At 32.5% G+C, this 26831-nt stretch carries 29 protein-coding genes; 24 read left to right on the top strand and 5 right to left on the bottom strand.

Annotated features, from left to right (window positions below; all coding sequences use genetic code 11):
* On the bottom strand, nucleotides 1-496 hold a 496-nt coding region (locus tag ACLUJM_RS06420), incomplete at its 3' end, for a helix-turn-helix domain-containing protein (protein ID WP_412412477.1).
* A gap of 318 nt (nucleotides 497-814) precedes the next feature.
* On the opposite strand from ACLUJM_RS06420, the gene ACLUJM_RS06415 reads away from it, so the two are divergent.
* The 8 genes from ACLUJM_RS06415 (at nucleotide 815) to udp (ending at nucleotide 7514) form a co-directional block, all read left to right on the top strand.
* The gene (locus tag ACLUJM_RS06415; RefSeq protein WP_294684156.1) at nucleotides 815-1942 is read left to right on the top strand and encodes an acyl-CoA dehydrogenase family protein; all 1128 of its coding nucleotides are present in this window, start codon (nucleotides 815-817) and stop codon (nucleotides 1940-1942) included.
* Nucleotides 1943-1950: 8 nt separating this feature from the next.
* Complete coding sequence (locus tag ACLUJM_RS06410) at nucleotides 1951-3072, top strand: acyl-CoA dehydrogenase family protein (protein ID WP_294684157.1); 1122 nt, start codon at nucleotides 1951-1953, stop codon at nucleotides 3070-3072.
* Between the two features lie 54 nt (nucleotides 3073-3126).
* Nucleotides 3127-3324: an acyl-CoA dehydrogenase family protein gene (locus ACLUJM_RS06405; RefSeq protein WP_316058445.1), complete on the top strand. Its 198-nt coding sequence runs from the start codon at nucleotides 3127-3129 to the stop codon at nucleotides 3322-3324.
* Between the two features lie 15 nt (nucleotides 3325-3339).
* Complete coding sequence (locus tag ACLUJM_RS06400) at nucleotides 3340-4167, top strand: phosphate/phosphite/phosphonate ABC transporter substrate-binding protein (RefSeq protein WP_102164640.1); 828 nt, start codon at nucleotides 3340-3342, stop codon at nucleotides 4165-4167.
* A complete protein-coding gene (locus ACLUJM_RS06395) occupies nucleotides 4157-5332 on the top strand; it encodes a 5-methyltetrahydropteroyltriglutamate--homocysteine methyltransferase (RefSeq protein ID WP_412412476.1) in 1176 nt (391 codons plus the stop codon). The genes ACLUJM_RS06400 and ACLUJM_RS06395 overlap by 11 nt, the downstream gene beginning before the upstream one ends.
* The gene (locus ACLUJM_RS06390) at nucleotides 5325-5777 is read left to right on the top strand and encodes an OsmC family protein (RefSeq protein WP_094203338.1); all 453 of its coding nucleotides are present in this window, start codon (nucleotides 5325-5327) and stop codon (nucleotides 5775-5777) included. Before ACLUJM_RS06395 ends, ACLUJM_RS06390 begins: the two co-directional genes overlap by 8 nt.
* Nucleotides 5778-6168: 391 nt before the next feature.
* Nucleotides 6169-6684, top strand: a complete 516-nt coding sequence (locus ACLUJM_RS06385) for a tryptophan transporter (protein ID WP_281682365.1) — start codon at nucleotides 6169-6171, stop codon at nucleotides 6682-6684.
* A gap of 56 nt (nucleotides 6685-6740) precedes the next feature.
* Nucleotides 6741-7514, top strand: coding sequence for a uridine phosphorylase (gene udp, locus ACLUJM_RS06380; RefSeq protein ID WP_294685389.1), 774 nt, complete (start codon nucleotides 6741-6743; stop codon nucleotides 7512-7514).
* Nucleotides 7515-7651: 137 nt separating this feature from the next.
* On the opposite strand, the gene ACLUJM_RS06375 is transcribed toward udp, so the two are convergent.
* Both ACLUJM_RS06375 and rlmB read right to left on the bottom strand, forming a co-directional pair.
* Nucleotides 7652-8185, bottom strand: a complete 534-nt coding sequence (locus ACLUJM_RS06375; protein ID WP_094208334.1) for an NYN domain-containing protein — start codon at nucleotides 8183-8185, stop codon at nucleotides 7652-7654.
* Nucleotides 8175-8909, bottom strand: coding sequence for a 23S rRNA (guanosine(2251)-2'-O)-methyltransferase RlmB (gene rlmB, locus ACLUJM_RS06370; RefSeq protein ID WP_094208335.1), 735 nt, complete (start codon nucleotides 8907-8909; stop codon nucleotides 8175-8177). Before rlmB ends, ACLUJM_RS06375 begins: the two co-directional genes overlap by 11 nt.
* Nucleotides 8910-8998: 89 nt before the next feature.
* Here rlmB and ACLUJM_RS06365 point away from each other — a divergent pair, with 89 nt between their 5' ends.
* Together ACLUJM_RS06365 and ACLUJM_RS06360 are read left to right on the top strand one after the other, a co-directional pair.
* Complete coding sequence (locus tag ACLUJM_RS06365) at nucleotides 8999-10444, top strand: alpha-amylase (RefSeq protein WP_412412475.1); 1446 nt, start codon at nucleotides 8999-9001, stop codon at nucleotides 10442-10444.
* Nucleotides 10437-11045, top strand: coding sequence for a viroplasmin family protein (locus ACLUJM_RS06360; RefSeq protein ID WP_412412474.1), 609 nt, complete (start codon nucleotides 10437-10439; stop codon nucleotides 11043-11045). Before ACLUJM_RS06365 ends, ACLUJM_RS06360 begins: the two co-directional genes overlap by 8 nt.
* A gap of 256 nt (nucleotides 11046-11301) precedes the next feature.
* On the opposite strand, the gene ACLUJM_RS06355 is transcribed toward ACLUJM_RS06360, so the two are convergent.
* On the bottom strand, nucleotides 11302-12546 hold the full coding sequence (locus ACLUJM_RS06355; RefSeq protein WP_294685393.1) for a hemolysin family protein: 1245 nt from the start codon (nucleotides 12544-12546) through the stop codon (nucleotides 11302-11304).
* Nucleotides 12547-12729: 183 nt separating this feature from the next.
* Between ACLUJM_RS06355 and ACLUJM_RS06350 the strand changes: the two genes are divergently transcribed.
* The gene (locus tag ACLUJM_RS06350) at nucleotides 12730-13248 is read left to right on the top strand and encodes an adenine phosphoribosyltransferase (RefSeq protein WP_294685394.1); all 519 of its coding nucleotides are present in this window, start codon (nucleotides 12730-12732) and stop codon (nucleotides 13246-13248) included.
* Between the two features lie 83 nt (nucleotides 13249-13331).
* Here the strand turns inward: ACLUJM_RS06350 and ACLUJM_RS06345 are convergent, their stop codons facing one another.
* A complete protein-coding gene (locus ACLUJM_RS06345; RefSeq protein WP_294685395.1) occupies nucleotides 13332-14780 on the bottom strand; it encodes a nicotinate phosphoribosyltransferase in 1449 nt (482 codons plus the stop codon).
* Nucleotides 14781-14894: 114 nt separating this feature from the next.
* On the opposite strand from ACLUJM_RS06345, the gene ACLUJM_RS06340 reads away from it, so the two are divergent.
* The 13 genes from ACLUJM_RS06340 (at nucleotide 14895) to hcp (ending at nucleotide 26713) form a co-directional block, all read left to right on the top strand.
* Nucleotides 14895-17237 (top strand): heavy metal translocating P-type ATPase, encoded by a 2343-nt coding sequence (locus tag ACLUJM_RS06340; RefSeq protein ID WP_412412473.1) that lies wholly within the window; start codon nucleotides 14895-14897, stop codon nucleotides 17235-17237.
* Nucleotides 17237-17437: a heavy-metal-associated domain-containing protein gene (locus ACLUJM_RS06335; RefSeq protein WP_294685397.1), complete on the top strand. Its 201-nt coding sequence runs from the start codon at nucleotides 17237-17239 to the stop codon at nucleotides 17435-17437. Before ACLUJM_RS06340 ends, ACLUJM_RS06335 begins: the two co-directional genes overlap by 1 nt.
* Nucleotides 17437-17700 (top strand): metal-sensing transcriptional repressor, encoded by a 264-nt coding sequence (locus ACLUJM_RS06330; RefSeq protein WP_002841343.1) that lies wholly within the window; start codon nucleotides 17437-17439, stop codon nucleotides 17698-17700. Before ACLUJM_RS06335 ends, ACLUJM_RS06330 begins: the two co-directional genes overlap by 1 nt.
* Nucleotides 17701-17840: 140 nt before the next feature.
* Nucleotides 17841-18380, top strand: coding sequence for a ribosome hibernation-promoting factor, HPF/YfiA family (gene hpf / locus ACLUJM_RS06325; RefSeq protein WP_316082973.1), 540 nt, complete (start codon nucleotides 17841-17843; stop codon nucleotides 18378-18380).
* A 69-nt stretch (nucleotides 18381-18449) separates the two neighbouring features.
* Nucleotides 18450-18713, top strand: a complete 264-nt coding sequence (locus tag ACLUJM_RS06320; protein ID WP_294685398.1) for a hypothetical protein — start codon at nucleotides 18450-18452, stop codon at nucleotides 18711-18713.
* A gap of 9 nt (nucleotides 18714-18722) precedes the next feature.
* On the top strand, nucleotides 18723-19427 hold the full coding sequence (gene deoD, locus ACLUJM_RS06315) for a purine-nucleoside phosphorylase (protein WP_094223250.1): 705 nt from the start codon (nucleotides 18723-18725) through the stop codon (nucleotides 19425-19427).
* Between the two features lies 1 nt (nucleotide 19428).
* Nucleotides 19429-20070 carry a deoxyribose-phosphate aldolase gene (gene deoC / locus ACLUJM_RS06310; protein ID WP_316072282.1) on the top strand — a complete coding sequence of 214 codons (642 nt, stop codon included), beginning with the start codon at nucleotides 19429-19431 and terminating at the stop codon, nucleotides 20068-20070.
* Between the two features lie 48 nt (nucleotides 20071-20118).
* Nucleotides 20119-20910: a PHP domain-containing protein gene (locus ACLUJM_RS06305; protein WP_294685400.1), complete on the top strand. Its 792-nt coding sequence runs from the start codon at nucleotides 20119-20121 to the stop codon at nucleotides 20908-20910.
* Complete coding sequence (locus ACLUJM_RS06300; protein WP_412412472.1) at nucleotides 20910-21851, top strand: 2-hydroxyacid dehydrogenase family protein; 942 nt, start codon at nucleotides 20910-20912, stop codon at nucleotides 21849-21851. The genes ACLUJM_RS06305 and ACLUJM_RS06300 overlap by 1 nt, the downstream gene beginning before the upstream one ends.
* Before the next feature lie 59 nt (nucleotides 21852-21910).
* Nucleotides 21911-23203, top strand: coding sequence for a hypothetical protein (locus ACLUJM_RS06295; protein ID WP_412412471.1), 1293 nt, complete (start codon nucleotides 21911-21913; stop codon nucleotides 23201-23203).
* 2 nt (nucleotides 23204-23205) lie between these two features.
* Nucleotides 23206-24225, top strand: coding sequence for a YveK family protein (locus ACLUJM_RS06290; protein ID WP_094205370.1), 1020 nt, complete (start codon nucleotides 23206-23208; stop codon nucleotides 24223-24225).
* A gap of 83 nt (nucleotides 24226-24308) precedes the next feature.
* A complete protein-coding gene (locus tag ACLUJM_RS06285; protein ID WP_094205371.1) occupies nucleotides 24309-24962 on the top strand; it encodes a Crp/Fnr family transcriptional regulator in 654 nt (217 codons plus the stop codon).
* 89 nt (nucleotides 24963-25051) lie between these two features.
* The gene (gene hcp / locus ACLUJM_RS06280; protein ID WP_412412470.1) at nucleotides 25052-26713 is read left to right on the top strand and encodes a hydroxylamine reductase; all 1662 of its coding nucleotides are present in this window, start codon (nucleotides 25052-25054) and stop codon (nucleotides 26711-26713) included.
* The last annotated feature ends 118 nt before the right edge of the window (nucleotides 26714-26831 follow it).

The raw sequence follows: 26831 nt of genomic DNA, 5'->3' as shown, positions 1-26831 counted from the left end.
AGGCTTGTAGCTTTTTTTCGTATATTATCTTCATTTTGAGAAGTCTATTTTCTTCTCTAAGTCTTATTAATTCTTCCCTTTCACTTTCGTTTATTGGAGTGTTTATTTTAGACTTTTTATTTGATTTAGTCATATTTTTTCTAGGCCTTCCTCTGTTATCTTCTAGCCCAGATAGACCACGTTCTTGATAAGCTTTTTCCCATCTGTATACCATAGATACATTTACAAGATTGAAATGCTCTGCAGTCTCTCTAAGCGAAGTATTACTGATTTGCCTATATTGTATTACAGATAGTTTAAATTCACTAGTGTATTTATTGTTTTTTAACTTTTTAGATAAGTTATCAAAGCCTCCTGAATTATATTTATTTATCCAATTTCTCAAAGTTCCATCTGGAATATCATATTTTTTAGCTACCATTTCTCGACCACCCGAATTACCTGATAAGTATTCCTTCACTAGTTTAATTTTAAATTCTTTTGTGTATTTTGGCATACAAAAACCCCTCCATCCGTATTCCGGATTTTGGGGTTCAGGTCAATTATCTCACGGTGTTTTTTATTACATAATTTTAAACAATCTAAATTTTCATTTATAGAAAAAATCTATAAATGAATTAAAGAATAAGAATGTTGATATTTCAACGACAAAACAGAGATAAAAGCAAAGAAATATTCTAATTATTAAAAAATCTAATGAAAACAGTAGGATTTATAGAAATATTCAATAAATGAGTATGTTTTAACAATATGTGTAGTCTTATTAGAGAATTAGTGATATTATATTATTGAACATAAACTTTAGGAGGGTTTTATGAATTTTTACGAAGAATCAAGAAAATTTGCATTGGAACACATTGAACCATATGCAAAAAGTTCAGACGAAGAAGGCAGATTTCCTGTAGAATCATTTGAAGAAATGGGAAAAGCTGGATACTTCAAATTACTTATCCCAGAAGAAATGGGTGGTTTAGGAAAAACTGCTGTTGAACATCAACAAGCTGTTTTAGCATTTGCTGAAAGCAACCCAACTGCTGGTCTTTGCTACATGATGCACAACGTAGCTTTAATGACAGTTCTTACTCATGGTAATGAAGAATTAAAGAAAAAAATTGTTAAAGACATCGTTGAAAACAACAAATTCATGGCATTAGCATATTCTGAATTTGGAACTGGTACTCACTTCTATATTCCAGAAATCAAAGTTACTAAAGATGGTGGCAAATTCGTATTCAACGGAACTAAATCAATGGTAACAAGTGCAACTCATGCAAGCTACTACTTAATCTTGACTCCATCAACTGAAAAAGAAGGAGACATCAACAACTGGTTAGTTCCATTAGAATCAGAAGGATTAGAATTCAAGATGAGTCATTGGAAAGGTATTGGTATGAAAGGTAATGTTTCATGTCCAATGGCTATGAATGATGTTAAATTAGACGAAGTTAACAGAATCGGTGAAGAAGGTTCAGGTGTTGACCAAGTATTTAACGTAGTTGCTCCATACTTCATTTTAGGTTTAGCTAGTGTTTACACTGGATTGAACTTAAGATTATCAAGAGTTACTAATGATTACGCATTAAAGAGAAAATACCCTTCAGGACAATGCTTAGCTAACATTGAAACAGTACAAGTTCACTTAGCTAAGATTTATGCTAATGGTATGAGTGCCAAAGCTCTTACAGAATTAGCAGCTAGATCTTTAGTTGCTGGCGAAGAAGACGCAGTTTGCAAGATTATCGCAGCAAGAGTGGCAGCCATCGAAAATGCAATTGAATCTTCAACACTTGCAATGAGAGTAGGTGGAGGTAAGACTTACAACTGTGCATCTGAAATCCAAAGATTAATGAGAGATGCTTACGCTGGACAAATCATGGCTCCATCACTAGACGTTCTTAACGTTTGGTTAGGAAAAGCTATCACAGGTCAACCACTTTTATAGGAGGCTTAATGGGAATTTACGAACAAGCAAAAGAATTTGCAAAAAAATATTTAGAAGAAGAAGGAAAAAAATCTGACAAGGATTGCACTTTCCCAAAAGAAGCATTTGAAAAAATGGGAGAAGAAGGATTTTTAAAACTTTTGATTCCTGAAGAAATGGGCGGACTTGGCAAAGGAGCAAAAGAACATCAAGAAGTTACAATGGCATTCGCTGAATACAATCCATCTGCAGCATTATGCTATATGATGCATAATGTTGGAATCAGTGGAGTGTTGGATTATGGTCAAAAAACTTTAATTGATAAAATAGTAAAAGATGTCGTTGAAAATAATAAATTTATGGCGTTGGCTGATTCAGAATTTGGTAGTGGAACACATTTTGGTAATCCAGAAATGACCTGTACTAAAAATGGAAATGACTATGTGTTCAAGGGTACTAAATCAATGGTAACAAGTGCAACTTATGCAAGTTATTATCAATATAATAGTAAATCAGCTGAATTTGAAGGTAAAACGACATATTGGGTTGTTCCATTGGAATCTGAAGGTTTGAGTTTCAATATGGAATATTGGGATGGAGTTGGAATGAGAGGAAATGTTTCTTGTCCAATGAAATTTGACAATGTTAAGTTGACATCTGATTACAGATTAGGAGAAGAAGGCGGAGCAGATGAAGTCGCAAGTGTTGTAACAAAGATGTTTTTACTTGGACTTGCTAGTGTATATGCTGGTTTAAATATTAGAATATCAAACATTACTAATAAATACGCTACAAGTAGAAAATATCCAAATGGCAAATGCTTAGCAGATATTGAAATTGTTCAAATGTATTTGTCTAAGATATATTCAATGGCACAAAGCGCAAGAACACTATCAGAAGATGCAGCAGAAGCTATAGTTAATGATAGCGAAGATATGCTTAAAAAAATTATTGCAGCAAGAGTGACTTCAATTGAAAATTCAATGAACTCAGCTACACTTGCAATGAGAATTGGCGGCGGAATCACTTATAATAAGAAGACTGAAATAGAAAAGTTGATGAGAGATGCTTACGCTGGACAAATTATGGCGCCATCATTGGATGTTCTCCATGTAATGTTAGGTGGTATTTTAGCGACAGAAAACAAGTAAATAGGACACAAATATCAATAAAAAGGTAGAAATGATGAAGATGCCTTACAAAAAATCATAGCTTCCAGAGTTATTGCAATTGAACATGCGATGGAATCCTCAACTCTTGCAATGAGAGTGGGTGGAGGAATTAGTTACAATAGAAAGACTGAAATAGAAAAGTTGATGAGAGATGCTTACGCTGGACAAATCATGGCACCATCTTTAGATGTGTTGCATGTTATGTTAGGACAATCTTTATCAAGTAAATAAAATAGGAGGAATTAAATGAAAAAATTAAAAATAGGTGCAGTTATTTACGCTCCAAGAGTTACAGTAATATGGGAAATGATTGAAGAATTTTTCAAGGAAAATGGAGCAGAAATCGAAGGAGTATTCTTCAAAGACTACAAACTACAAGTAGATGCTTTAATGAATGGAGAAATTGATGGAGCATGGAATTCCCCATTAGCACATTTAGACGCTCACTTGAGATCTGACGGAAAAGATAAGATCGGATGTATGAGAGATACTGATAGAGATAAGAAGACTTATCTAGTAGTTAAAAAGGGAAATTTTGAAAAAGTTTCTGATTTAAAAGGAAAAACAATAGGATTTGGGGCTATTGATTCTCCACAAGCAAGACTTATTCCTATAAACTATTTACATCAAAATGGTTTAGAATATGGTAAAGATTACACTGAAAAAAGATTTGATATCGGTGTTGGCTTACATGGAGACCACGTTGGTGGAGAAAAAGACAGCATGATTGCTATGGTTAATGGAGAAGTTGATGCATCATTCTGCTTAAGTACAAATTATGATGCTTGGATTAGTGATGGTACACTAGACAAAAATGAAGTTGAAGTTTTAGATAAAACTGATAACTTCGACCATTGTATATTTACATTCAATCCTGAAGTTTCTGATGAAGATATCAAAGCATTTGATGACATTATGTTCAAGATGGATTACAACAACGAAAAAGAAAAAGAAATCATGGATCTTGAAGGATTAAAACAATGGATTCCTGGTAGAAGAGAAGGTTTCAAACAAATTACTGAAGCTAATGAATATTTAGGAAATTTCTTAAAGGAATTCAATAGTGAACAATAAATTATTCAATACCTCTTTGATAGGATCTATGCCAAGAGGAGACGAAATAATGAAAGCTCGTAGGATGTTAAAGGCTAATATGATTAGCCTTTCTGACTACGAACAATTGGTATATGATAAGACTAAAGAAGTTGTAAAATTACAAGAAGATTTGGATATCGATGTAATCACAAGTGGGGAGATAGAAAGAGATAATTACGTATCTTTTATTTCTGAAAAACTAGGTGGAGTAACTCAAATGAGTATGGCCGAAATGCTAGATTACGTCGATGATAAAAGAGAGTTCGAAAATATTTTGACGACATTGGATGTTCCAGCTACATCTATTAAGAACGCTATTTGTACTGGCAAATTGGAATATAAAGGAGACATTGTATCAGAAGAATTAAAACTTTTGAAATCATTGACTGATAAACCTGTTAAGATTACAATGCCTGGTCCTTACTTGGTTACAAGAAGTATGTGGCTTTCAAATGTTAGTTCCAAATACTACGATAGTAAGGAAGATTTGGGAGAAGATGTAATTGATATTTACAGAAAAGAAATCAAAAATCTTCAAGAAATCGGAGTAGATGTAATTCAATTTGATGAACCAGTTCTTACAGAAATTGTGTTCACTGAAGGTAAACCAAGAACATTCATGTGTGCATCTTTGTCTACTAGAAAAGATCCAACTGAAGAGTTAAAGTTTGCCACACATTTGATAAAAAGCGTGATGGATAGTGTCGATAGGGACAAATCTATCTGTTCACTTCACGTGTGTCGTGGAAACTGGAGTAAAAACGAAAGTATTTTATTGACAGGACCTTATACTCCGCTTTTAGATTTATTTGCAGATATCAATGCTGATTTATTGGCGTTAGAATTTTCAACTCCAAGAGCTGGAGAATTGAAAGCATTACTAGCTGATGAAAGAATCAACAACAAAGTGATTTTGGGACTTGGAGTGTTAAATCCAAGATTGGATGACAAGGAAGACACAGATGGAATTTACAAAAGAGCCAAAGAAGCCCTTACGTTTATCGACAAGGATAAATTGTGGCTAAATCCAGACTGTGGGTTTGCGACATTCTCTAATAGACCTGTAAATGAATACGACCACATTAGAGAAAAACTACAATCAATGATTGATGCTAGAGATAAATTGAGGAAAGAATATGAATGATGATATAAATTCATTCCAAAAAAGTTTCAGAGCTATTGTATCCGATGATTTGGTCAAAGTTTACAATGAAAAATCCTGTATTCCCGTAGATTCATCTATTTCTTTTGATTCAGAAAAAGAAGAATTCACATCAATTGATTTCTTCGTAAGCTCCATCGTTTCAGAGCTGATTTTGACTATGATGAGAGTTGCGAAGAAAAGAAACACTATATTGCAAGATATCGAAGCTAAGGTGAACTTAGATATAGACAATCCGATGTATCTGTTAAATGTTATAGGTTTTGAAGATAAGAGTATTATTAATAAAATCAATATTGACATTTATTTCTTCTCATTTTATGAAGGAGAAGAACTACAAGAGTTTTTGGATGAAGTTTTGGATAGAACTTTGATTTACAATTCTATAAAAGATTTGGTAAATGTTAATTTTAAAACTGTTTTATAACTTGTAAATTATTTTATTTGTGATATAATATTAGAAAATATTTAAAAATATTAAATTCAATAGATAAGATAGTAGTATAAATGAAACTTCAAGAGAGGAAATGGTTGGTGCGAATTTCTAAGGGAAGTTTATATGAATGGGGTTATCTGAATTTTGAATGAAATATAGTAGTTCAAAAAGTGATTCTCACTTTACAGGGATAGGATATGGAAGTATCTGAAAGAGATGTGTGCATTTTTGCACATAAATTAGGATGGTAACGCGAGTTTTGACACTTGTTCCTTTTGGGGAACAGGTGTTTTTTTATTATAAAGGCAGGTGAGTGTAATGAAATGAACTTATGAAATGATTTTAGAAGAGAAAAATTTTATAAAAAAGAAAGGAAGATATTATGGATTCAAAAAAATTAACAGTAAGTTCGATATTTTTAAGTGTAGGATTATTGCTTCATTACGTTACACCTGCGTTGTTTATGGGAGTAAAGCCAGATTTTTTATTAGTTATGATGTTTTTGGGGATTATTTTCATGGATAATGTGAAAGAAGCTTTTATGTTGAGTTTATTTGCTGGGTTACTTGCGGCTTTTACGACTAATTTTCCAATGGGACAACTTCCAAATATTTTAGACAAATTAGTTTCGGGAATTGTCGTATACTATTTATTCAAAGCTATGGGTAAAAACAATGCAAAATCAAATTTTGTATTTATGATAGGAACTCTAATTAGTGGGTTTGTATTTTTGGCGACTGCAATTCCATTGGGGATGGGAACTGAAAATTTTGCAAGACTTCTTTTATCGATGTTTTTTGCGGTGTGTGTTCCAACTTCTATTTTGAATACTTTCGTAGGGGTTTTCTTCAAGAAAATAATGTATCGCACAAATTACGTAAAAATCAACGCCCAATAATGATATTTATCTAAAATTAGTATATACTATTAATATAGATAAAATGAGGTGATTTTATGAAATACGCAGAAGAAGGCGTACAATATCATTTGAATATTAAAAAAGGAGATGTTGGAAAGTATGTTATACTTCCAGGAGATCCAAAAAGATGCGAAAAGATTGCAAAATATTTTGACGATGCGAAGTTAGTTGCAGATCACAGAGAGTATGTAACTTACACTGGAAGTTTGAATGGAGTAAAAGTTTCTGTGACAAGCACAGGAATTGGAGGAGCATCTGCAGCTATTGCAATGGAAGAACTTGTAAAAGCTGGCGCTGATACTTTTGTTAGAGTTGGAACTTGTGGAGGAATTCAAGAAGATGTAAAAAGCTCTGATGTAGTTATAGCGAGTTCTGCAATAAGAGCTGAAGGAACGAGTAAAGAATACGCTCCGATAGAATTTCCAGCAGTTGCAAACTTAGATGTGACAAATTCTTTGGTAAAAGCTTCGAAAGATTTAGGACAACATTACCACGTCGGAGTAGTTCAATGTAAGGACAGCTTTTATGGACAACATGAGCCTGAAAAAATGCCAATATCATATGATTTGTTGAATAAATGGGAAGCGTGGAAAAGTCTTGGCACATTGGCAAGTGAAATGGAATCTGCAGCACTTTTTGTGGTTGCAAATTACCTTAGAGTAAGATGTGGATCTTGTTTTTTGGTTGTAGCTAATCAAGAACGTGAGAAGAAAAACTTGGACAATCCTGTTTGCCACGACACTGATATAGCCATTAAAGTTGCCATTAACGCAATAAAAAATTTAATTGAAGAAGATAAGGCAGAATAAATTATTAAAATTCAAATATAAAATTTTGACAAATTATAAAGGAGATGTTATACTATAAATAGTTAATAACGTTTTCATTTTATCCATTAAATTGGATATCTCCTTATGTTTAAAAAAACAAAACTAGGTGTTGTGACCTAGTTTTGTTTTTTTATTTCATCTTGAAGTTTTTCTAATTGTTGATAAATTTCATCATCTATAGTAACAATATTTTCAGTAGATTGTTTTCTTTTCCTTAGCTTAGATCTTTTGAGGTTTTCTTTTAAAGTTAGATAATTTTTCCAAAGTTCATTGGCGCTAATTCTAATTCCTCCACGCGATAAAATAATTCTTTGAATCATTCCATCGTTGCTTGCCACATACATTTTGTCGTGCTTTCTCATGTCGTTGACTTTTCTCTCAATGTATCTGTCCGCAGATTCGTGTTCTTTTGTGTAAACCACCGTCAAATTATCACGCTTTTCTTCAATGCTCATTCCACCTTTTACAAGATAAGCATCAAAAACTACATAAACTTGTTCTCCGCTTAGATTTTGATACTCTTTCATTATATCAATGAGCTCTTCACGGGCACTATCCAAATCCACATCGTTTGATAATTTGTACAAATTAGGCCATGCATTTATTATATTATAACCATCGACATAAAGATAAATCTGTTTATTTTTCATACCTTTGGCGTATGACTTCATAAATTAGAATGCTCGCAGCATTTGATGCGTTGAGTGATTCTGTTTTTCCATACATTGGGATTTTAATTAACTGATCACAATTTTCTCTGACTAATCTCGAAATTCCTTTGCCTTCGTTTCCAATTACAAGGCCGATAGGTCCTTTCAAGTTAGCTTGTGTGTGAGTTTGTGAAGCTTCGCCACAAGCTCCGTAAATCCAAATGTTATGTTCTTTTAAATAATTAATTGTCGTGGTTATGTTGGTTACACGTGCGATTTTGATATTGAAAACAGCTCCTGCACTTGTTTTGATTGCAGTTGCATTGACTTCACAAGCTCGGTGTTTTGGAATTATAACTCCGTGGCATCCTGCAACTTCTGCAGTTCTAATGATGGATCCCAAATTGTGAGGATCTGTTATTTCATCCAAAATTATCAAAAATGGATCTTCGTTTATTTTTTTGGCGTAAATTATCATTTCATCAACGCTTGAATATCCGAAACTTGGCATTTTTGCCATAACACCTTGATGAGCAGTGTTTTCTGCGAATTTTTCGATGTATTTTTTATCGACGTATTCGATTTTAATTCCCATATCGTAAGCTTTTTTTTCTATTTTTTTGATAAATCCTTTTAACTCGCCTTTTTGTATGTATAGATTGGTTACTCCCATATCCATTTCCAAAGCTTCCATAACAGGATTTCTACCGACTAAATATTGCATTTTTTCTCCTTATTTTTATCATTTTAATGGTATAATCTTATTAGATTATACAATATAAAGCAATTTCTTACAATTAATAGGAGGAACAAATGGGAAACGAAATAATGATGCAGGCTTTTGAGTGGTACTTACCAGATGATGGAAATTATTACAAAAACTTGACGAGAGAAGCGAAAAATTTAAAAGAAAAAGGGATTGATGCGTTGTGGCTTGCTCCAATGTTTAAAGCAACAGGAACAAATGATGTTGGTTATGGTGTGTATGATTTGTACGATTTGGGAGAATTTGATCAGAAAGGATCTGTGCGTACAAAATATGGAACTGTAGAAGAATTGAAAAAATTAATCGAAGTTTTGCACGAAAATGATATAAAAGTTTACGCAGATGTCATTTTAAATCACAAAGCTGGAGCAGATTTCTCAGAAACTTTTAAGGCTTACGAAGTGGATCCTAACGACAGGGAGAAAAGAATTACTGATGCTTATGATATTGAAGCATGGACTGGATTTGATTTTAAGGGTAGGAACGGAAAATATTCTGAGTTCGTGTGGCATTTCCAACATTTTAATGGAGTTGATTTTGATAATAAACAACAAAAGAAAGCAATTTTTGAAGTCGCTGGAGAAAACAAAGGATTTAGCAAGAATGTTTCCAACGAAAAAGGGAATTTCGATTATTTGATGTTTGCAGATATTGACCACAAAAATCCTGATGTTAAAGATGAACTTTTTAGATGGGGAGAATGGTTTGTGAATTATGTTAATGTGGACGGCTTCAGATACGACGCACTTAAACACATTGATGATGAATTTATAATTGATTTCACAAAGCATATACAAAATGTTGTTAATCGTGATTTTTATTTTTTCGGTGAATATTGGTTACAAGATAAGGACAACACCAATCATTATTTGTACGATACGAAATACGATGTGGATTTGTTCGATGTGGCACTTCATTTTAATATGTATTCTGCATCAAAAATGGGCGATAAATTTGATATGAGAAAAATTTTCGACAATACTTTGGTTCAAGAACATCCAACGATTGCGGTTACATTCGTGGATAATCACGACAGCGAACCTGGTCAATCTTTGGAATCATTCGTAGAGCCTTGGTTCAAAAAGATTGCGTACGGTTTGATTCTACTAAGAAAAGATGGATATCCTTGCGTGTTTTACGGTGATTATTGTAAAATAGGTGGAGAATTTAATATCGAAGGGCAAAAGGATATTATAGATAATTTGATGTACATCAGAAAACACTACGCATTTGGAGAACAGACAGATTATATGGAAAATGAAAATTTGATAGGTTGGATTAGACACGGCGATGATTTTCATAATCCAATGGCTGTAGTAATCAGCACAGCTGACATCAATACTTTGAAAATGAATGTAGGAAAGGAAAATGCAGGCAAGAAGTACACGGAAATCACTGGAACAAATTCTAATGAAATTGTAATCGATGATGAAGGATTCGGAGATTTTGAAGTGGGAGCTGGAACTTTGAGCGTGTGGGTATGTAATGAGTAAATTTTATGCAGTAAAAATTGGGAGAAATCCTGGGATATACAATAGTTGGTCAGAGTGCCAACAACAAGTAAATGGTTTTAAGGGAGCGATTTTCAAATCTTTTAAGACAAAAGAAGAGGCAGATAATTTTATAAATGGCGAACATAATAAAAAAGTAGCGTCCATTGATAACTTAAATGAAAATGAGTGTGTGGCTTATGTAGATGGATCATTCAAAAAAGATACGGGAGAATATAGTTTTGGTTGTGTGTTGTTTCACAATAGTAAAATCGACAAATTCAATCAAAAATTTCCTAAATCAGAATTCTCAACGCATAGAAATGTATCGGGAGAAGTAAGTGGGTCGGTATTTGCAATTAAAAAAGCAGTCGAACTTAAAATGGACAAAATCACGATTTTTTATGATTATCAAGGGATTGAAAGTTGGGCTAATGGCGACTGGAAAACAAACAATAATTTAACCAAAAGCTACAAGAAATTTATCGACGAAATAAAGCCTCAAATCGATATTAATTTTGTAAAAGTTAAAGGTCACTCCAACGATACTTATAACGATATGGCTGATGAATTGGCAAAAGAGGCGCTGGGGATAAAAAAGTAAGGATTATAATCTATAATAAAAAAGTAGATTACATTTTTGCTAAGAATATCATACGGAATAAATTGTTCTGATTTCAAATCGAAGAACTACGTAAAAATCCAACTGTTTGAGAGCTTGCTCGAGTTTTGGATTTTAGTAGTTCGAGATTATGAAATCTCCAATTTATGTAGTCAGATATTCGTGTAAAAATGCTTTTCTACTTTTTCTTAGCTATCTTACACAAAAAAACTCTCACGAAAATCGTGAGAGTTAACTTTTATTTAAATATTATCATAAGTTGTGTGATTTTTCTCTTATCTACATTTACTACTACGAATTTCAAATTCTCAAATTCTACTTCATCTTTTGATTTTGGCATTCTATCTAAGAGTTCAATCACAAATCCACCTATTGAATCGAACTTTTCGCTTTGAATGTTGAGGTCGAATCTTTCATTCACCTCATCAATTCTCATTTCAGGATCGACTAAGTATTCATTGTCGCTAAGCTTTGTAACTTCTTTTTCGTTGTCGTATTCATCGTCGATTTCTCCGACAAGTTCTTCTAAGATGTCTTCCATAGTTACTATTCCACTCGTTCCACCGTATTCATCAATTATTATACTTATGGATATGTTTTTTGCTCGCATTTGTTTGAACAAATCAACAACAGGAATGTATTCGTAAGCATAAAATGCGGGTTTTAATATATCTCTGATTTTAAAATCGCTGTCGTCTTCGATGATTTTGTGTGCTAACTCTTTGATGTGCAAAACCCCAATAATATCGTCGATGTTATCTTCATAAACTGGAATTCTCGAATAAGTAATATTTTTGATGATTTCTTTCAAATCATTTTCTGCATCTTCGATATCCACAGAAGCCATGCTAGTTCTTGGAGTCATTATGTCGACTGCCAAAGTTTTCTTCAATTCTAAAGCATTTATCATGATTTCTGTTTCTTGGTTTTTGATGACGCCTTCTTCTTCACTAACTTCTACAAGTGTTTTGAGTTCTTCTTCGGTTAATGTCGAACTGTCTCCATCTTCTCCTATAAAAAGTTTTATAACTAAACGCGTTAGAAGATTTAAAACTTTAACAATTGGTTTGAAAATTATCGTCAATAAATATATAAATCTCGAAAATTTTAAAGCAACAGATTTGTTTTTGTATTGTGCGATTGTTTTCGGAAGAACTTCACCGAATATCAATACGAAAATTGTCATAACAACAGTAGATACCACAGCACCATTTTCATTGAAATATTTTGTAAACAGTATCGTAGCTATAGAACTGGCTGCTATGTTTACAATGTTGTTTCCAATTAAAATAGTAGAAATAGTTGCTTGCATATTGTCGTGCAATTTTTTTAATAAATGTGCATTTTTGTTATCCTTTTGATCTAATTGTCGAACTTTTATTTTGCTTACAGATGTTATCGCTGTTTCACTTGATGAAAACACAGCGGACATTGTAACTAAGAATACTAACGCAATTATTTGCGAGGCACTCGAACTGTCCATTACATCACTCTCCAAACATATCGTAACACATAAAAATATAGTTGTAAATAAAATATTTTGCTGATATTTTTAATTTAAAAACTTGTGCATTATAATACTATTAATAATTTAACAACAAACAAATCCCACAATATGGTATACTATTAATGTAGATAATACAGTATAAAAGAAACGGTGATGAAAATGGATTTAAAAGAAAAAATTAGAGTTATAGATGGATTTCCAAAAGAAGGAATCTCATTCAAAGACATTACTACATTATTAAATGATAAAGATGCCTACAAATACGCGGTAGACCTTATGGTAGAAGATTTAAAAGACAAAGGAATAACTGTAATTGCAGCTCCTGAAGCTAGGGGATTTTTGTTTGGATCAGCTGTAGCATATGCTCTTGGAGTTAGATTTGTTCCAGTGAGAAAACCTGGAAAACTTCCTGGAGAAGTGTCAGAATATTCTTATGATTTGGAATATGGAACTGATAAATTAGAAGTTCACAAAGATGCAATTCAAGAAGGCGATAAAGTTGCAATTGTCGACGATTTATTGGCAACAGGAGGAACTGTTAATGCAGTTGCTAAGTTGGTTGAAAAAAACGGCGGAGAAATCACAGCTATGGAATTTTTGATCGAACTTACAGAACTTGGCGGAAGAGATGTCAACAAAAATTATTACATCAACACATTAGTTCAATACGAATCATAAAACTTATCCACATGTAAAAAGCATGTGGATTTTTAATTGCAAAAAAAGCACAACCTCTGACATTCAAAGGTTGTGCTTTTAAGTTATTTGCTTTGCATTAATAAATTGTATTTGATATCCCATAATTTTTGAGATAAATCGACATGGAACAAATGAGGATGTTCAAATCTTTTAACTTCTTCCCATTGTTCGTCGATTTGTTCATTCTTTCTTTTGATGATTTCTTCTAATTTAGGTAAATCGTACACTAATTCTCCCTTATCAAACACTCTCACTAACAACTCTTTTGTTGTAAAGTTAGTCAATGTTTTTCTCTTCCAAGTGTGAATAGGGTGGAAGATTTCCAAATCTTTTGTTTCATCAATTTTTTCATCGTGAAGAGTAATCAAATCAGCTTCTGCTTTTCCACTATTTTTGTCGTAAATTCTGTAAACTGTTTTGAAAGCAGGTGTTGTGATTTTTTCGATGTTTTCACTGATTTTGATTTTAGGGATGATTTCTCCGTTAGGTTTTTCAACGGCGCATAATTTGTAAACGCCACCTAAAACAGGATCTGATTTTGCTGTAATCAATCTTTCGCCGACCCCAAATCCGTCTAGTTTTGCTCCTTGTTCAATCAAATCTGCTATTGTGTATTCATCTAATGAGTTACTTGCCATGATTTGACAATTTTCATATCCTGCATCATCCAACATTTTACGGGCTTGTTTGGATAAATAAGCAAGGTCTCCACTATCAATTCTAATCGACATATTTTTGATTCCACGAGGTTTCAAAACTTCATCGAAAACTTTAATCGCATTTGGCACACCTGATTTTAAAACATTGTAAGTGTCTACCAAAAGTGAACAAGAATTTGGGAAAATTTCTGCGTATTTTTTGAATGCTTCGTATTCTGAATCAAACATCATAATCCAAGAGTGAGCCATTGTTCCAAAAGCTGGAACATCGTAAGTGAGATCTGTCAAAGTGTTACTTGTAGCAGTAGCACCACCTATAAAAGCTGCTCTTGCTCCAAGAACTGTCGCATCCACTCCTTGTGCACGTCTTGCACCGAATTCCATGACAACTCTTCCTTCAGCTGCATGAACAATTCTATTCGTTTTTGTTGCAATCAATGATTGGTGATTGATAGATAACAGAGCAAAAGTTTCTATTAATTGCGCTTGAGGAGCAGGACCTCTTACTATCATCAAAGGTTCGTTAGGAAATGCAACTGAACCTTCAGGCATTGCCCACACATCGCATTCAAATTTAAAATTTCTAAGATAATCTAAGAATTTATCGCTGAACATATTTTTGCTCTTGAAATATTCAATGTCTTGTTCATCAAATCTTAAATTTTGAATATATTTTACAACTTCTTCCAATCCTGCAACGATAACAAACCCTCCGCTGTCAGGAATTTTTCTGAAATACAAATCAAAATAAGCATATTCATCTTCCATATTATTTTCTAAATATCCATTCATCATTGTAAATTCATAAAAATCAGACAACATGCTTAAATTTTCATAATTTTTCCAATCCATAATTTGCCTCCATATTATATTATGATTATTATAATCCAAATCCAAATGTTTGACAAAAAATTTAAAATATTATATAATAACCATACCATCAGTAGGGGGGTAGAAAGGGGAAAAATGGAAGAAATAAAATTAAAAATACAAGGCATGAGCTGTGAATCATGTGCGGCTAGAATAGAAAAAGTATTAAGTAAATACGAATACATCGACACAGTTAACGTGAACTTGCTTCAAGAATACGCATATTTGAAATTAAAAGAAGGATACGACATAGAAACTATCGTAGACAAAATAAAAAAAGCGGGGTATGATGTTCCTGTGAAGACATCGAAGTTTGACATCGAAGGAATGAGCTGTCAGTCATGTGCATCTAGAATAGAGAAGGTTTTGAACAAAAATAATTTTAAAGATGTTAACGTAAATTTGTTGCAAAACTCACTTACAGTAAGTTTTTATGAAGGATACAAGACCAATTCTGATGTAAAAAGATTAGTTGACAAAGCAGGATATTCTGCAGAAATAAAAACAGACAATAAAATAGCTAACGAAAAAAATATAACTGAATACGAAAAATTGAAACGTGATTTTATAATTTCTGCGATTTTTTCAATTCCTTTATTTTCAGCGATGTTTTTTCACATGGCAGGAGTTCACACGATTTTAAATAATGGATATTTTCAATGGGCATTGGCAACAGTTGTTCAATTCTACATCGGAAGAAGATATTATGTGAATGCATACAAATCATTAAGAGGTGGAGGAGCAAACATGGATGTTCTCATAGCATTGGGAACAAGTGCTGCCTACTTCTACTCGATTTATCATGTATTAGTAGGATCTGACCAATTGTATTTTGAATCGTCTGCTGTTGTTATCACTTTGATTTTACTCGGAAAAGTTTTCGAAAAAAGAGCAAAGACAAGGACAACTGATGCTATAAGTAAATTAATGGGACTCCAAGCGAAAAAAGCTAACATAATAAAAAATGGTAAAACTATTGAAACTGATATTGAAGATGTAATGGTTGGAGATAAAATTCTTGTAAAACCAGGAGAAAAAATCGCTGTTGATGGAATAATTGTTGAGGGAAGTTCATCAATTGATGAATCGATGATTACTGGAGAATCGATGCCTGTACAAAAACAAGTTGGAGATGAATGTATTGGCTCTACGATTAATAAAAATGGATCATTTGTATTTGAAGCGAAAAAAATTGGTGAAGATACAGTTCTAAGTCAAATCGTAAAATTAGTGGAAGATGCACAATCCAACAAAGCACCAATTCAAAGATTAGCAGATAAGATTTCATCTGTTTTTGTACCCATTGTTATTGTAATTGCTGTAATTACATTTGTCATCACTTATTTTGTGACAAAACAATTTGACAGGGCGTTGCTAAATTCGGTTTCAGTTCTTGTAATAGCGTGCCCTTGTTCATTGGGACTTGCAACTCCGACGGCCATTATGGTAGGAAGTGGCAAAGGCGCAGAGCTTGGAATTTTAATAAAAAGTGCTGAAGTTTTAGAAACTGCTAACAAAATCGATGCAGTTATTTTGGATAAAACAGGAACAATAACAAATGGTAAACCAGAAGTTGTAGATTACCAATCAAAAGATACAGACTTCTTAAAAATTGTATCATCAATTGAAAAAAATTCTGAGCATCCACTTGCAGATGCTGTGGTTAAAGAATATGAAAAAAATAGTTCGGAGTTTTATAAAGTTGAAGATTTCGATTCGATTACTGGTAAAGGACTTTCAGCCACAATAAATAATGACAATTACTACATTGGCAATGAAAAATTGATGAGAGACAATAATATTGATGTCAATGTAGATATTCAAAAATATCAATCTCAAGGAAATACAGTTGTGCTTGTTGGAAAGAACGATGAGTTTTACGGATATATTTTGATTGCAGATAAAATAAAAGAATCTTCTTCAAAAGCTGTGGAAAAATTAAAGAATGATAATATCGATGTGTATATGATTACAGGAGACAGCGAAAATACTGCAAAACATATCGCAGAAAAAGCTAACATCGACCATGTGATAGCAGAATGTTTGCCAAAAGACAAATCAGACAAAGTTTTGGATTTGAAAAATAAAGGCAAAAAAGTTGGAATGGTTGGAGATGGAATAAACGATGCTCCAGCACTTGCGACAAGTGATGTTGGATTTTCTATTGGAACTGGTACTGATGTTGCGATTGAGGCGAGTGACATCACAATTATAAATGGAGATTTAAATAAAGTTAATACTGCGATTAGATTAAGTCACAGAGTAATAAAAACAATAAAACAAAATTTGTTCTGGGCGTTTTTCTACAATGTTATTGGTATTCCGATTGCTGCATTTGGATTTTTAAATCCAATGATAGCAGGTGCTGCAATGGCGTTCAGTTCGGTAACTGTAGTTACAAATTCGTTAAGAATTAAAAATTTTAAGGAGGAAAAATAATGAAAAAAGAATTTGAAGTGTTGGATATGGTGTGCAATCATTGCGTAGAATCAGTGACAAAAGCTTGTAAATCTGTAGAAGGTGTGACAGATGTCAATGTAAATCTTGATGACAAAAAAGCGGTAGTAGAAGGAGATTTTAACGAAGCTGATATCATTAAAGCAATTGATGAGATAGGGTTCGAGGCAGTTGCAAAATAATGACAGAACACAAACAAAAAGCTCTCAAAAAAATCAAAACCGTTCGTGGGCAACTTGATGCGATTGTAAATATGATTGAAGAAGACAGATATTGTGTGGATATTTCAACTCAAATATTAAGTTGCATCGGACAATTAAAGAAAGCTAACATTGATATTTTGAACGGTCACATGAGGACATGCGTTAAACATGCTATTGAAAATGATAACGCAGATGAAAAAATAGAAGAAGTGATCAATATTATCGACAAATATATCAAATAATCGAAAAACTTTTCCGGCACAAATTCAAAGTTTGTCGGGGAAGTTTTTTATTTTGTGTATAGTATCGTTTGCAAAATCATAAATTGGGTATATATAGAATAAGAAAATTATTTCTTAATTCGCAAAACAGGAGGAATTTTATGAAACTCAATTATGTAACAAAAGGTATCAAATTGACTGATGATTTGAAACAAATGGCAGAAACTAAATTACACAAGTTAGATAAATATTTCCACGATGAACAACAAGCTCGTGTAGTTTTCAAGAAAGAAAAGGACAAAGCCAGAGTTGAAGTCACAATGGTTTTAGATAAAGGAGTTGTATTAAGAGCAGAAGAATCCAACGAAGATATCAAAACTGCAATAGACAAAGTTGAAGATGTACTTGCTAGACAAATCAGAAAACACAAAACAAAATTACAAAAGAGATTTACAGAAAGTAACTCCATTAGATTTGAAGCCGTTGAAGATAATAGCGACAAAGAAATTCCAAATGGTACAATCGTAAAAACAAAAGAATTCGGAATAAAACCAATGGACAAGGAAGAAGCTATCATGCAAATGGAATTGATTGACCATGATTTCTTCGTATTTTTAGATTCTAAAACTAATAATGTAAATGTAGTTTACAAAAGAAAAGATGGCAACTACGGATTATTAGTTCCAGGATTTGAAAAATAGCAAAAATGTTCAAATTGATGATATAATAAGAGAGAAACAAGATTTCTCTCTTATTTGATTGGAGAGAATATGAAAATAGAATTAAGCGAAAAATTAAAATCATATTGCAATCAAAAATCCAAGGACAAAATATTGTTGTACATGGGTCAAAGTCCGTGCTGTACAATTGCTGAAGCTAAGTATTACGCTAAGTTTATCTCAAAAAAACCTAACTTAAATGTAACTAAAGTGGAGGGGATTAGCGTTTATTATGAAGATTATATCGAAAAGTTTTTGGATAAATGTCAATTAGATTTGGTAAAATTTTTGAATATGATTATAGTAAATTATTAGGAGGCTATTATGTCAACACCACATATCGAAGCGAAAAAAGGAGATATCGCAAAAACAGTTTTATTGCCAGGAGATCCATTGAGAGCGAAATTTATTGCAGATAATTTCTTGGAAGATGTAAAACAATTCAACACGGTTAGAAATATGTTCGGATACACTGGAAAATACAAAGGAAAAGAAATTTCTGTTATGGGAACTGGAATGGGAATTCCATCTATAGGAATTTATTCTTACGAACTTATCAACGAATACGGAGTAGAAAATCTTATTAGAATTGGTTCAGCAGGGGCTTACAGCAAAGACCTTGATTTGTACGATGTCGTAATAGCAATGGGAAGTTGTTCAGATTCCAATTTTGCTCACCAATTCGATTTGGAAGGAACTTTTTCAGCGATTTGTGATTATGATTTGTTGAGAAAAGCAGTAAATGTTGCAGAAGAAAAAAACATAGACGTTCACGTTGGAAATGTATTCTCAGCAGATATTTTCTACAACCAAAAATCTGAAGAATGGAAAAAATGGGAAAAAATGGGCGTGCTAGCAGTTGAAATGGAAAGCTACGGATTGTATTTGACAGCAAAAGCCAACAACGCAAGAGCTTTGACTATTTTGACAATTTCTGACTCATTCCATTCAGATAAGCAAACTACTCCTGAAGAAAGACAAACATCATTTACAAAAATGATGGAAATAGCATTGGAATTGGGTGAATAATATGGAATTAAATAAATATATTGATCATACTTTATTAAAAGCAGATGCAACATCGGCTGACATTAAAAAAATCTGTGATGAAGCAATCAAATACGATTTTAAAAGCGTGTGTGTGAACTCTTGCTACACTTCACTAGTAAAACAATCGTTAGAAAAATCAAGCGTTTTGGTGTGCACAGTTGTTGGATTTCCGCTTGGAGCTATGAGTTCTAAAGCCAAAGCTTTTGAAACTAAGACTGCAATCGAAGATGGCGCAGATGAGATAGACATGGTTTTAAATATCGGAAAATTAAAAGAAAAAGATTATGATTATGTCGAAAAAGATATCCAAGCTGTAAGAGATGCTTCAAAGGGAAAAGTTTTAAAAGTAATCATAGAAACATGTTTATTAACTGATGAAGAAAAGAAAAAAGCTTGCGAAATCTCTGTTAAATGTGGCGCTGATTTTGTAAAAACTTCTACAGGTTTTTCAACAAGTGGTGCAAAAGTTGAAGATGTAAAATTGATGAAGGAAACTGTCAGAGATAAAGCCAAGATTAAAGCAAGCGGTGGAATACATTCTAGAGAAGAAGCTCTGTCTATGATAGAAAATGGAGCAGATAGAATTGGAGCATCGAGCGGTATTAAAATAGTAGAAGGATAATTGTAAAGATGCTAATTTTTAGCATCTTTAATTAATTTAAGGAGTAATATGTATTATAGAGATCAACATTGTCACACTGAGTTTTCATTTGATAGCAAGGAAAAATTTGAAAATTATTTGAAACTGGTACAAGGAGATATCATAACCACAGAACATTTGGATTATGGATTTACCTATAATGATGGAAGAGTTGAGGATGTGGACATTGATTACGATAAGTATTGCAAAGTAATCGATGAACATAATCAAAAAAGTTCACAAAAAATCCTAAAAGGAATTGAAATAGGATATACTACGGAAAATTTGGAGAAAATAAAACAAACTTTAAGTAAGAGAGATTACGATATTCAACTTTTATCAATTCATCAGTATAACGGCAAGGATTTTATGAATCCAAAGCCAGAAGATTATTCTCAAAGAGAGTTTCTAATAAATTATTTTGAAAAAATGTTAGAAGCTGTGAACAAATTCAAGGATTATGATGTTCTAACACATATTGATTACGCATTAAGACTTAATCGATTGGATCCTAAAAATATGGACATTGTAGATGAATATTTGACGAAAGTTTTTGCTGAACTTATTAATGACGAAAAAGCGTTGGAACTGAATACTAGAAGCGTGTACCAATACAACAACTTGGATTACTACACTTTTGCAATAAAAAAATACGTCAAAATGAAAGGCAAGTTGTTTTCTGTAGGAAGTGATGCTCATTTTGAAAACTATTACAGATATCACTTTGATGATGCTTTCAAATTATTAAAAAGCGTGGATGCAAAGTATCTTGCAATGTTTGAAAACAGAAAAATGACGACTATTAAAATGGAGGATATGTAGTGAAAGTTTTGATTACCAATAGAATTCCAGAAGAAATAATAAAAAAATACGAAGAGAATTTTGAAGTTGATTATAACGATAGCTTGGATTTTTTGTCAAAAGATGAATTGAAAACTAGAATAAAAGATGCGCAATGTTTGGTGTGTCCTTTGAGCGAAAAAATTGACAAAGAAATAATAGATGCAGCTGAAAATTTGAAAATAATAGCAAATTATGGAGCTGGATTTGACAATGTCGACATAAACTACGCAAAAGAAAAAGGAATAATAGTAACAAATGCACCGGCATCAGCCTCTACAAAATCAACTGCAGAACTTACTTTCGGTTTGATTATAGATTTGCTCAGAAATATTACGAAGATGAATGCTGACTGCTACGACGATTCTTTTGAAGGTTGGAAGCCTGTGTATGGTTTGGGAGAAACATTAGAAGGAAAAACTTTGGGAATAATTGGACTTGGAAGAATTGGAACTGAAGTTATGAGAAAAGCAAAAGCTTTTGATATGGATGTGATTTTCTACAATCGCAGCAAAAAAGAGGTAGAAGGCGCAAAACAAGTCGATTTGGATTATTTGTTAGAAAACAGTGACGTTATAACTTTGCACACTGCCTACAGCGATGAATTGCACCATTTAATAGATAAAAAAGCTTTTGAAAAAATGAAAAAATCAGCATATCTAATCAATGCATCTCGTGGCAAAGTAATCGACGAATTGGATTTGTTAAATGCTTTAAACGAAGAAAAAATAGCAGGCTGTGCGCTAGATGTATATGAATTTGAGCCTAAAATTTCAGATGAATTGAGAAATGCCAAGAATATTTTATTGGCTCCTCATTTGGGAAATGCCACTAAGCTTGCGCGCGTTCAAATGGGAGATTTTACATTCGATAATATTATGCAATTAAAAAACGGAGAAATCCCTAAAAATAAAGTAAATTAGTTTGATATCGCGTTTTTTTGTGGTATACTAATTTAGTAAAAAAATGAAAAGGGGAATTTATGACTGATGATATAAAAGCATTGTTCCAATCAAAAGGGTTTTTTGTGTTTTTATCATTGATGTTTAAATTGTTTCTGGATTTAAGTTACGCTTATGCAATAAGTCCGTTGTTTTCGTACATGGGACTGGTGAACAATTTAGATATATATAAATTGATAGAATCATACGCTTTGGTTGTAATAATGTGTTATACGATAAGGCATAAAGTAGAAAGAGTCAGCGATTTTTACCTGATGCTATTTTATGTTTTGATAATCATACCGTGTTTAAATATTTATCCGTTTAAGGATTTCTCCAGATTATATATGTATATGCTGATAGCATCTTTTTATACTATGCAAATTTTCGCAAATTCACCAAAGTTGAGACTATCTTTGTCGGACAAAAAAATCAACGAAAGTTTCATAGTTTATGCTTTTGCACTAGTGGGAATATTGATGTTTGCTTGGATAATAATGAGAGGCGGACTAAAATATTTGAATTTTGATTTTAGAAAAGTTTACGACACTAGAAGAGAAATCGCGGAAGTAATCTTCCCGGGACCATTCGCATATTTTATGAACTGGTATGGTAAAATTATCAACCCAACTTTGTTGGTGTTCTGCCTATGGGATAGGAAAAAATTAGGAACTGTAATCACATTGATTTGCCAAGTATTTTTCTTTGGATTTACTTCACATAAGTCAATGCTGTTTTATCCGGTTTTGGTAATTTTTATAGCTATCGTAAAAGGAAATAAATACACTGGAAATTTAATGACTATGGGACTAGCTGGTCTTACGTTTTTGTGTTTGGCATTTTATTTAATAACAGATAATTGGCAACCTATAAGTGTAATCGTAAGGCGTGTTTTCATGGTAACTGCAGATAATCATTTCAGATATTATGATGCATTCAAAAATATTGATTTCGTGTATTTGACAGACAAATCTTGGGTATTTGGAGGTAGATTATATCCATACAACTATCCTATTCAAGCTTTAATTTCGATGATTTACTATGGTCATCCAAATACTTGGGTAAATACAGGATTTATTGCAAACGGATACGCTAACTTTGGTTTTTACGGAATGTTAACTTATTCTGCAATTACTGGTTGGTTAATTGGAATTATGGATGAAATCTCATACAAAAAAATGCCTTTATGGGTAGCTATAGCGATAACTATTGTGCCTATGTTCAATCTTATTAGTGTAGATTTACTTACAGGACTTCTATATCACGGGTTGATTATGAGCATATTTTTAATGTGGTTATTGAGTAAAAGAGATAAAAAAGTTAAGGAGATATAAACTTGGAAGAATTAAATTTAAAAGAAGCGTGGCAAGCAATACTTAGAAAATTGCCACACATTATAATAATAATGCTTGTGTGTGCGTTATTGACAAATGTTTTTAATAATGTTTTGGGAAAGGACTCTTACTCATCAAAAGTTTCAATAATGGTGGGAAGTCCAGAAGATTTTGAAAAAGAAGGAGCAGTTGTTTCCAAAGTAGATGCAATGATCAATACACAATTGGTTTCAAATGTTGAACAATTGATTAAATCAAATTCTGTTTTGGATACAGTAGCAGAAAAAGTAGGAAATGGTGTTAGCTCTTCTGATTTAAGAAAAGATTTGAAAGTAAAAAGCGTTCCATCTACATCAATTATTGAAATGGAATATTCAAGTGAAAGCGCTCAACAAACTAACAAAGTATTGGAAGAATCATTAAAAGCTATTACAGATTTGACTAAAAAGACAATGAAAAAAGATAATATTCAAGTCGTTGATGCACCAAATGCTAAGAAAAAAATCAAACAACTTATCAATAAAATAGACACAGCAATAGGATTGTTCTTGGGAATGTTAATAGGTCTAGCATATGCATTCGCTTCATATTACAAAGATCCTAATATTTTCAGCAAAGAACAATTGCAAAACAAATTGGGACTTGAAACAGTTAGCGTACTTTCAAATGATTATGACGAAAATTCAAATAGCGCATTGAGCTTATTGAACAGAAGAATAGATAGTTTTGACAATGTTGGTGTGTTTAGTTTTGATCAAAACACAGCAAATTTAGCCAAAGCATACAATTCAAATTTCGAAAAGAAAATTACAGCTATAAGTCCAATTTCAGAAAAAGTAGACCTTACAGACCTGACAAAAGACATTCAAAACGCAATCGTACTTTACAAGAAAGACGATTCAAGATTAGGAGAAATCAAAAACACATTGGAAGCCATAAAATCGTTGGGAATTAATCCAATAGCAGCAGTTGAAATCTCCAAATACAATTCAAACGACAAAAAATATTTACCATATGCTTAAAACCAAACGCATTAGAATGAAAATTCTGATGCGTTTTTTGTTGTACATAGAAAATTATTGGGTATAAAAATAATGGTGATTAAATGATAAATTCAAAACTTTTTAAAAATTTTACAGAAGAAGAATTTGAACAATTTCTTATTGAATCCAATTCGATAATAAACAAATACAACAAAAATTCGTACGTTTTTTCTCCGGGAGATATTTGCAATAAAATCTACGTTTTGAAAAGCGGAAAGCTCAGTCTTGAAAAGACGGATATTAATGGGAAAAACACTGTCGTGAATATTTTCAAAAATCATGGGGAAGTAATGGCTGAGGTGTATTCGTATTTGAATAAAATCAGCGATTTTACATTAGTGTGCAACACTGATTGCGAAATTCTTGAAATTCCTGTAAGTTTTTTCGATATATCTGAAAGCTCCACTTCGATTAAAAATAAAATTATGACTAATCTTATAACGATTCTTGCAGAAAAAGCATTTTTCTTAAATAGCAAGGTAAGATTGTTGTCTAGTTTTTCGTTGAGGCAAAAAATCGCAACTTTTTTAATTCAAACAGAAAAAAAAGACGTATCAAACACGGAAATGACAAGGCAACAGATGGCAGATTTTATGGCTACGACCAGACCTTCATTATCAAGGGAATTATTGAGCATGGAGGATAGTGGTCTTATTGAATTAAACGGATCTGAAATTAAAATTAAAAACAGAGAAGAATTGGAAAACTTATTGTAATGAACAAATGTAACTTATGTTACAGAAACTCATACTTATGATTCATTATAATTAAATCATAAGTTAGACTTAATCAAGGGGGAAATAAAATGGAAAAAACTATTGAAAAAAATGAAGAAATGTTTTGTTATCAATGTCAAGAAACAGCAAAAAACATCGCATGTACAAAAAAAGGGGTTTGCGGTAAAACATCAGATGTAGCAAACATCGAAGACTTGCTTGTATGGGTTACAAAAGGATTAGGCGAAATCCTAACTAGAATGAGAAAAGAAAACAAAGATATCTCTGATTTACATTCTTATGTCAACAATAATTTGTTTACTACAATTACTAATGCAAACTTCCACTACGAAGATTTGTTAGAAAAAGTAAAAGAAACTATCGATTTGAACCAAAAATTAATCGAAGGCTTAGATGACAAAGAAAACTTGTCAAAGGCAGCTTTGTATAACGAAAAAGACGATGATGAATTAAAACTAAAATCACAAATTATAGGCGTGTTGAATACTTTGGATGACGATAAGAGAAGTCTTAGAGAACTTATAACTTACGGATTGAAGGGTATGGCAGCTTACAATAGACATGCAAATGTTCTTGGTAAGTTCGATGAAAATGTCGACATTTTTATGGAAGAAACACTTGGAAAATTAATGGACGATAGTTTATCCGTAGAAGATTTGATAGCTCTTACATTAGAAACTGGATCAAATGGTGCAGCAGCAATGGCTCTTTTGGATAGTGCAAATACATCTGCTTACGGAAATTCAGAAATTTCAGAAGTAAATATAGGAGTTAGAAACAATCCTGCGATTTTGATTTCAGGTCATGATTTGAAAGATATGGAAATGCTTTTGGAACAAACTCAAAACACAGGAGTAGACGTGTACACTCACAGTGAAATGTTACCTGCAAATTATTATCCAGCTTTCAAAAAATACGATAATTTCGTGGGAAATTACGGAAATTCTTGGTGGTTACAAGACAAGGAATTTGAATCATTTAATGGTCCAATCTTGATGACTACTAACTGTATAACTCCACCAAAAGATTCTTACAAAGATAGAGTATTCACAACTGGCGTTGCAGCATATCCTGGAATGAAACACATTGTAGCAGATGAAAATGGTCACAAAGATTTCTCAGAAATAATCGAACTTGCAAAAAAATGTGATTCTCCAAAAGAAATCGAAAACGGTAAAATAGTCGGTGGATTTGCACATAATCAAGTGTTAGCTTTGGCAGACAAAGTTGTTGAAGCTGTTAAAAATGGAGATATTCAACAATTTGTAGTAATGGCTGGTTGTGACGGAAGACAAAAAGGTAGAAATTACTACGAAGATTTTGCGAAAGCATTGCCTGATGACACAATTATTTTAACTGCTGGTTGTGCAAAATACAGATACAACAAATTAAACTTAGGAGATATCAATGGAATTCCAAGAGTTTTAGACGCAGGTCAATGTAACGATTCTTATTCATTAGTTGTAATAGCACAAGCTTTACAAAAAGCTTTTGGTCTTGATGATATCAACGATTTGCCAATTAGCTACAACATTGCATGGTATGAACAAAAAGCAGTAATCGTACTACTTGCACTTTTGAGCTTAGGCGTTAAAAATATTCATCTTGGACCAACTCTTCCTGCATTCCTATCTCCAAATGTAGCCAATGTTTTGGTAGAAAATTTTGGAATTGCTCCAATAGGAGAAGTTGATGAAGATATGGAAAAATTTGAAATAAAAACAAAATAATTCGTGAAAATTCATTTAATTAAGAGTCCGAAAGGGCTCTTTTTTGTTTGAAGAAATCTTGTTTTAAAATCGATTGACTTCCAATTTTTAAAGATATATTATTAAATAGATTGAAAAA

It is taken from the genome of Finegoldia sp. (assembly GCF_046991905.1).
Lineage (GTDB): Bacteria > Bacillota > Clostridia > Tissierellales > Peptoniphilaceae > Finegoldia.
Note: the sequence above shows the minus strand (reverse complement) of the source record. Positions and strands in the feature narration are given on the sequence as shown.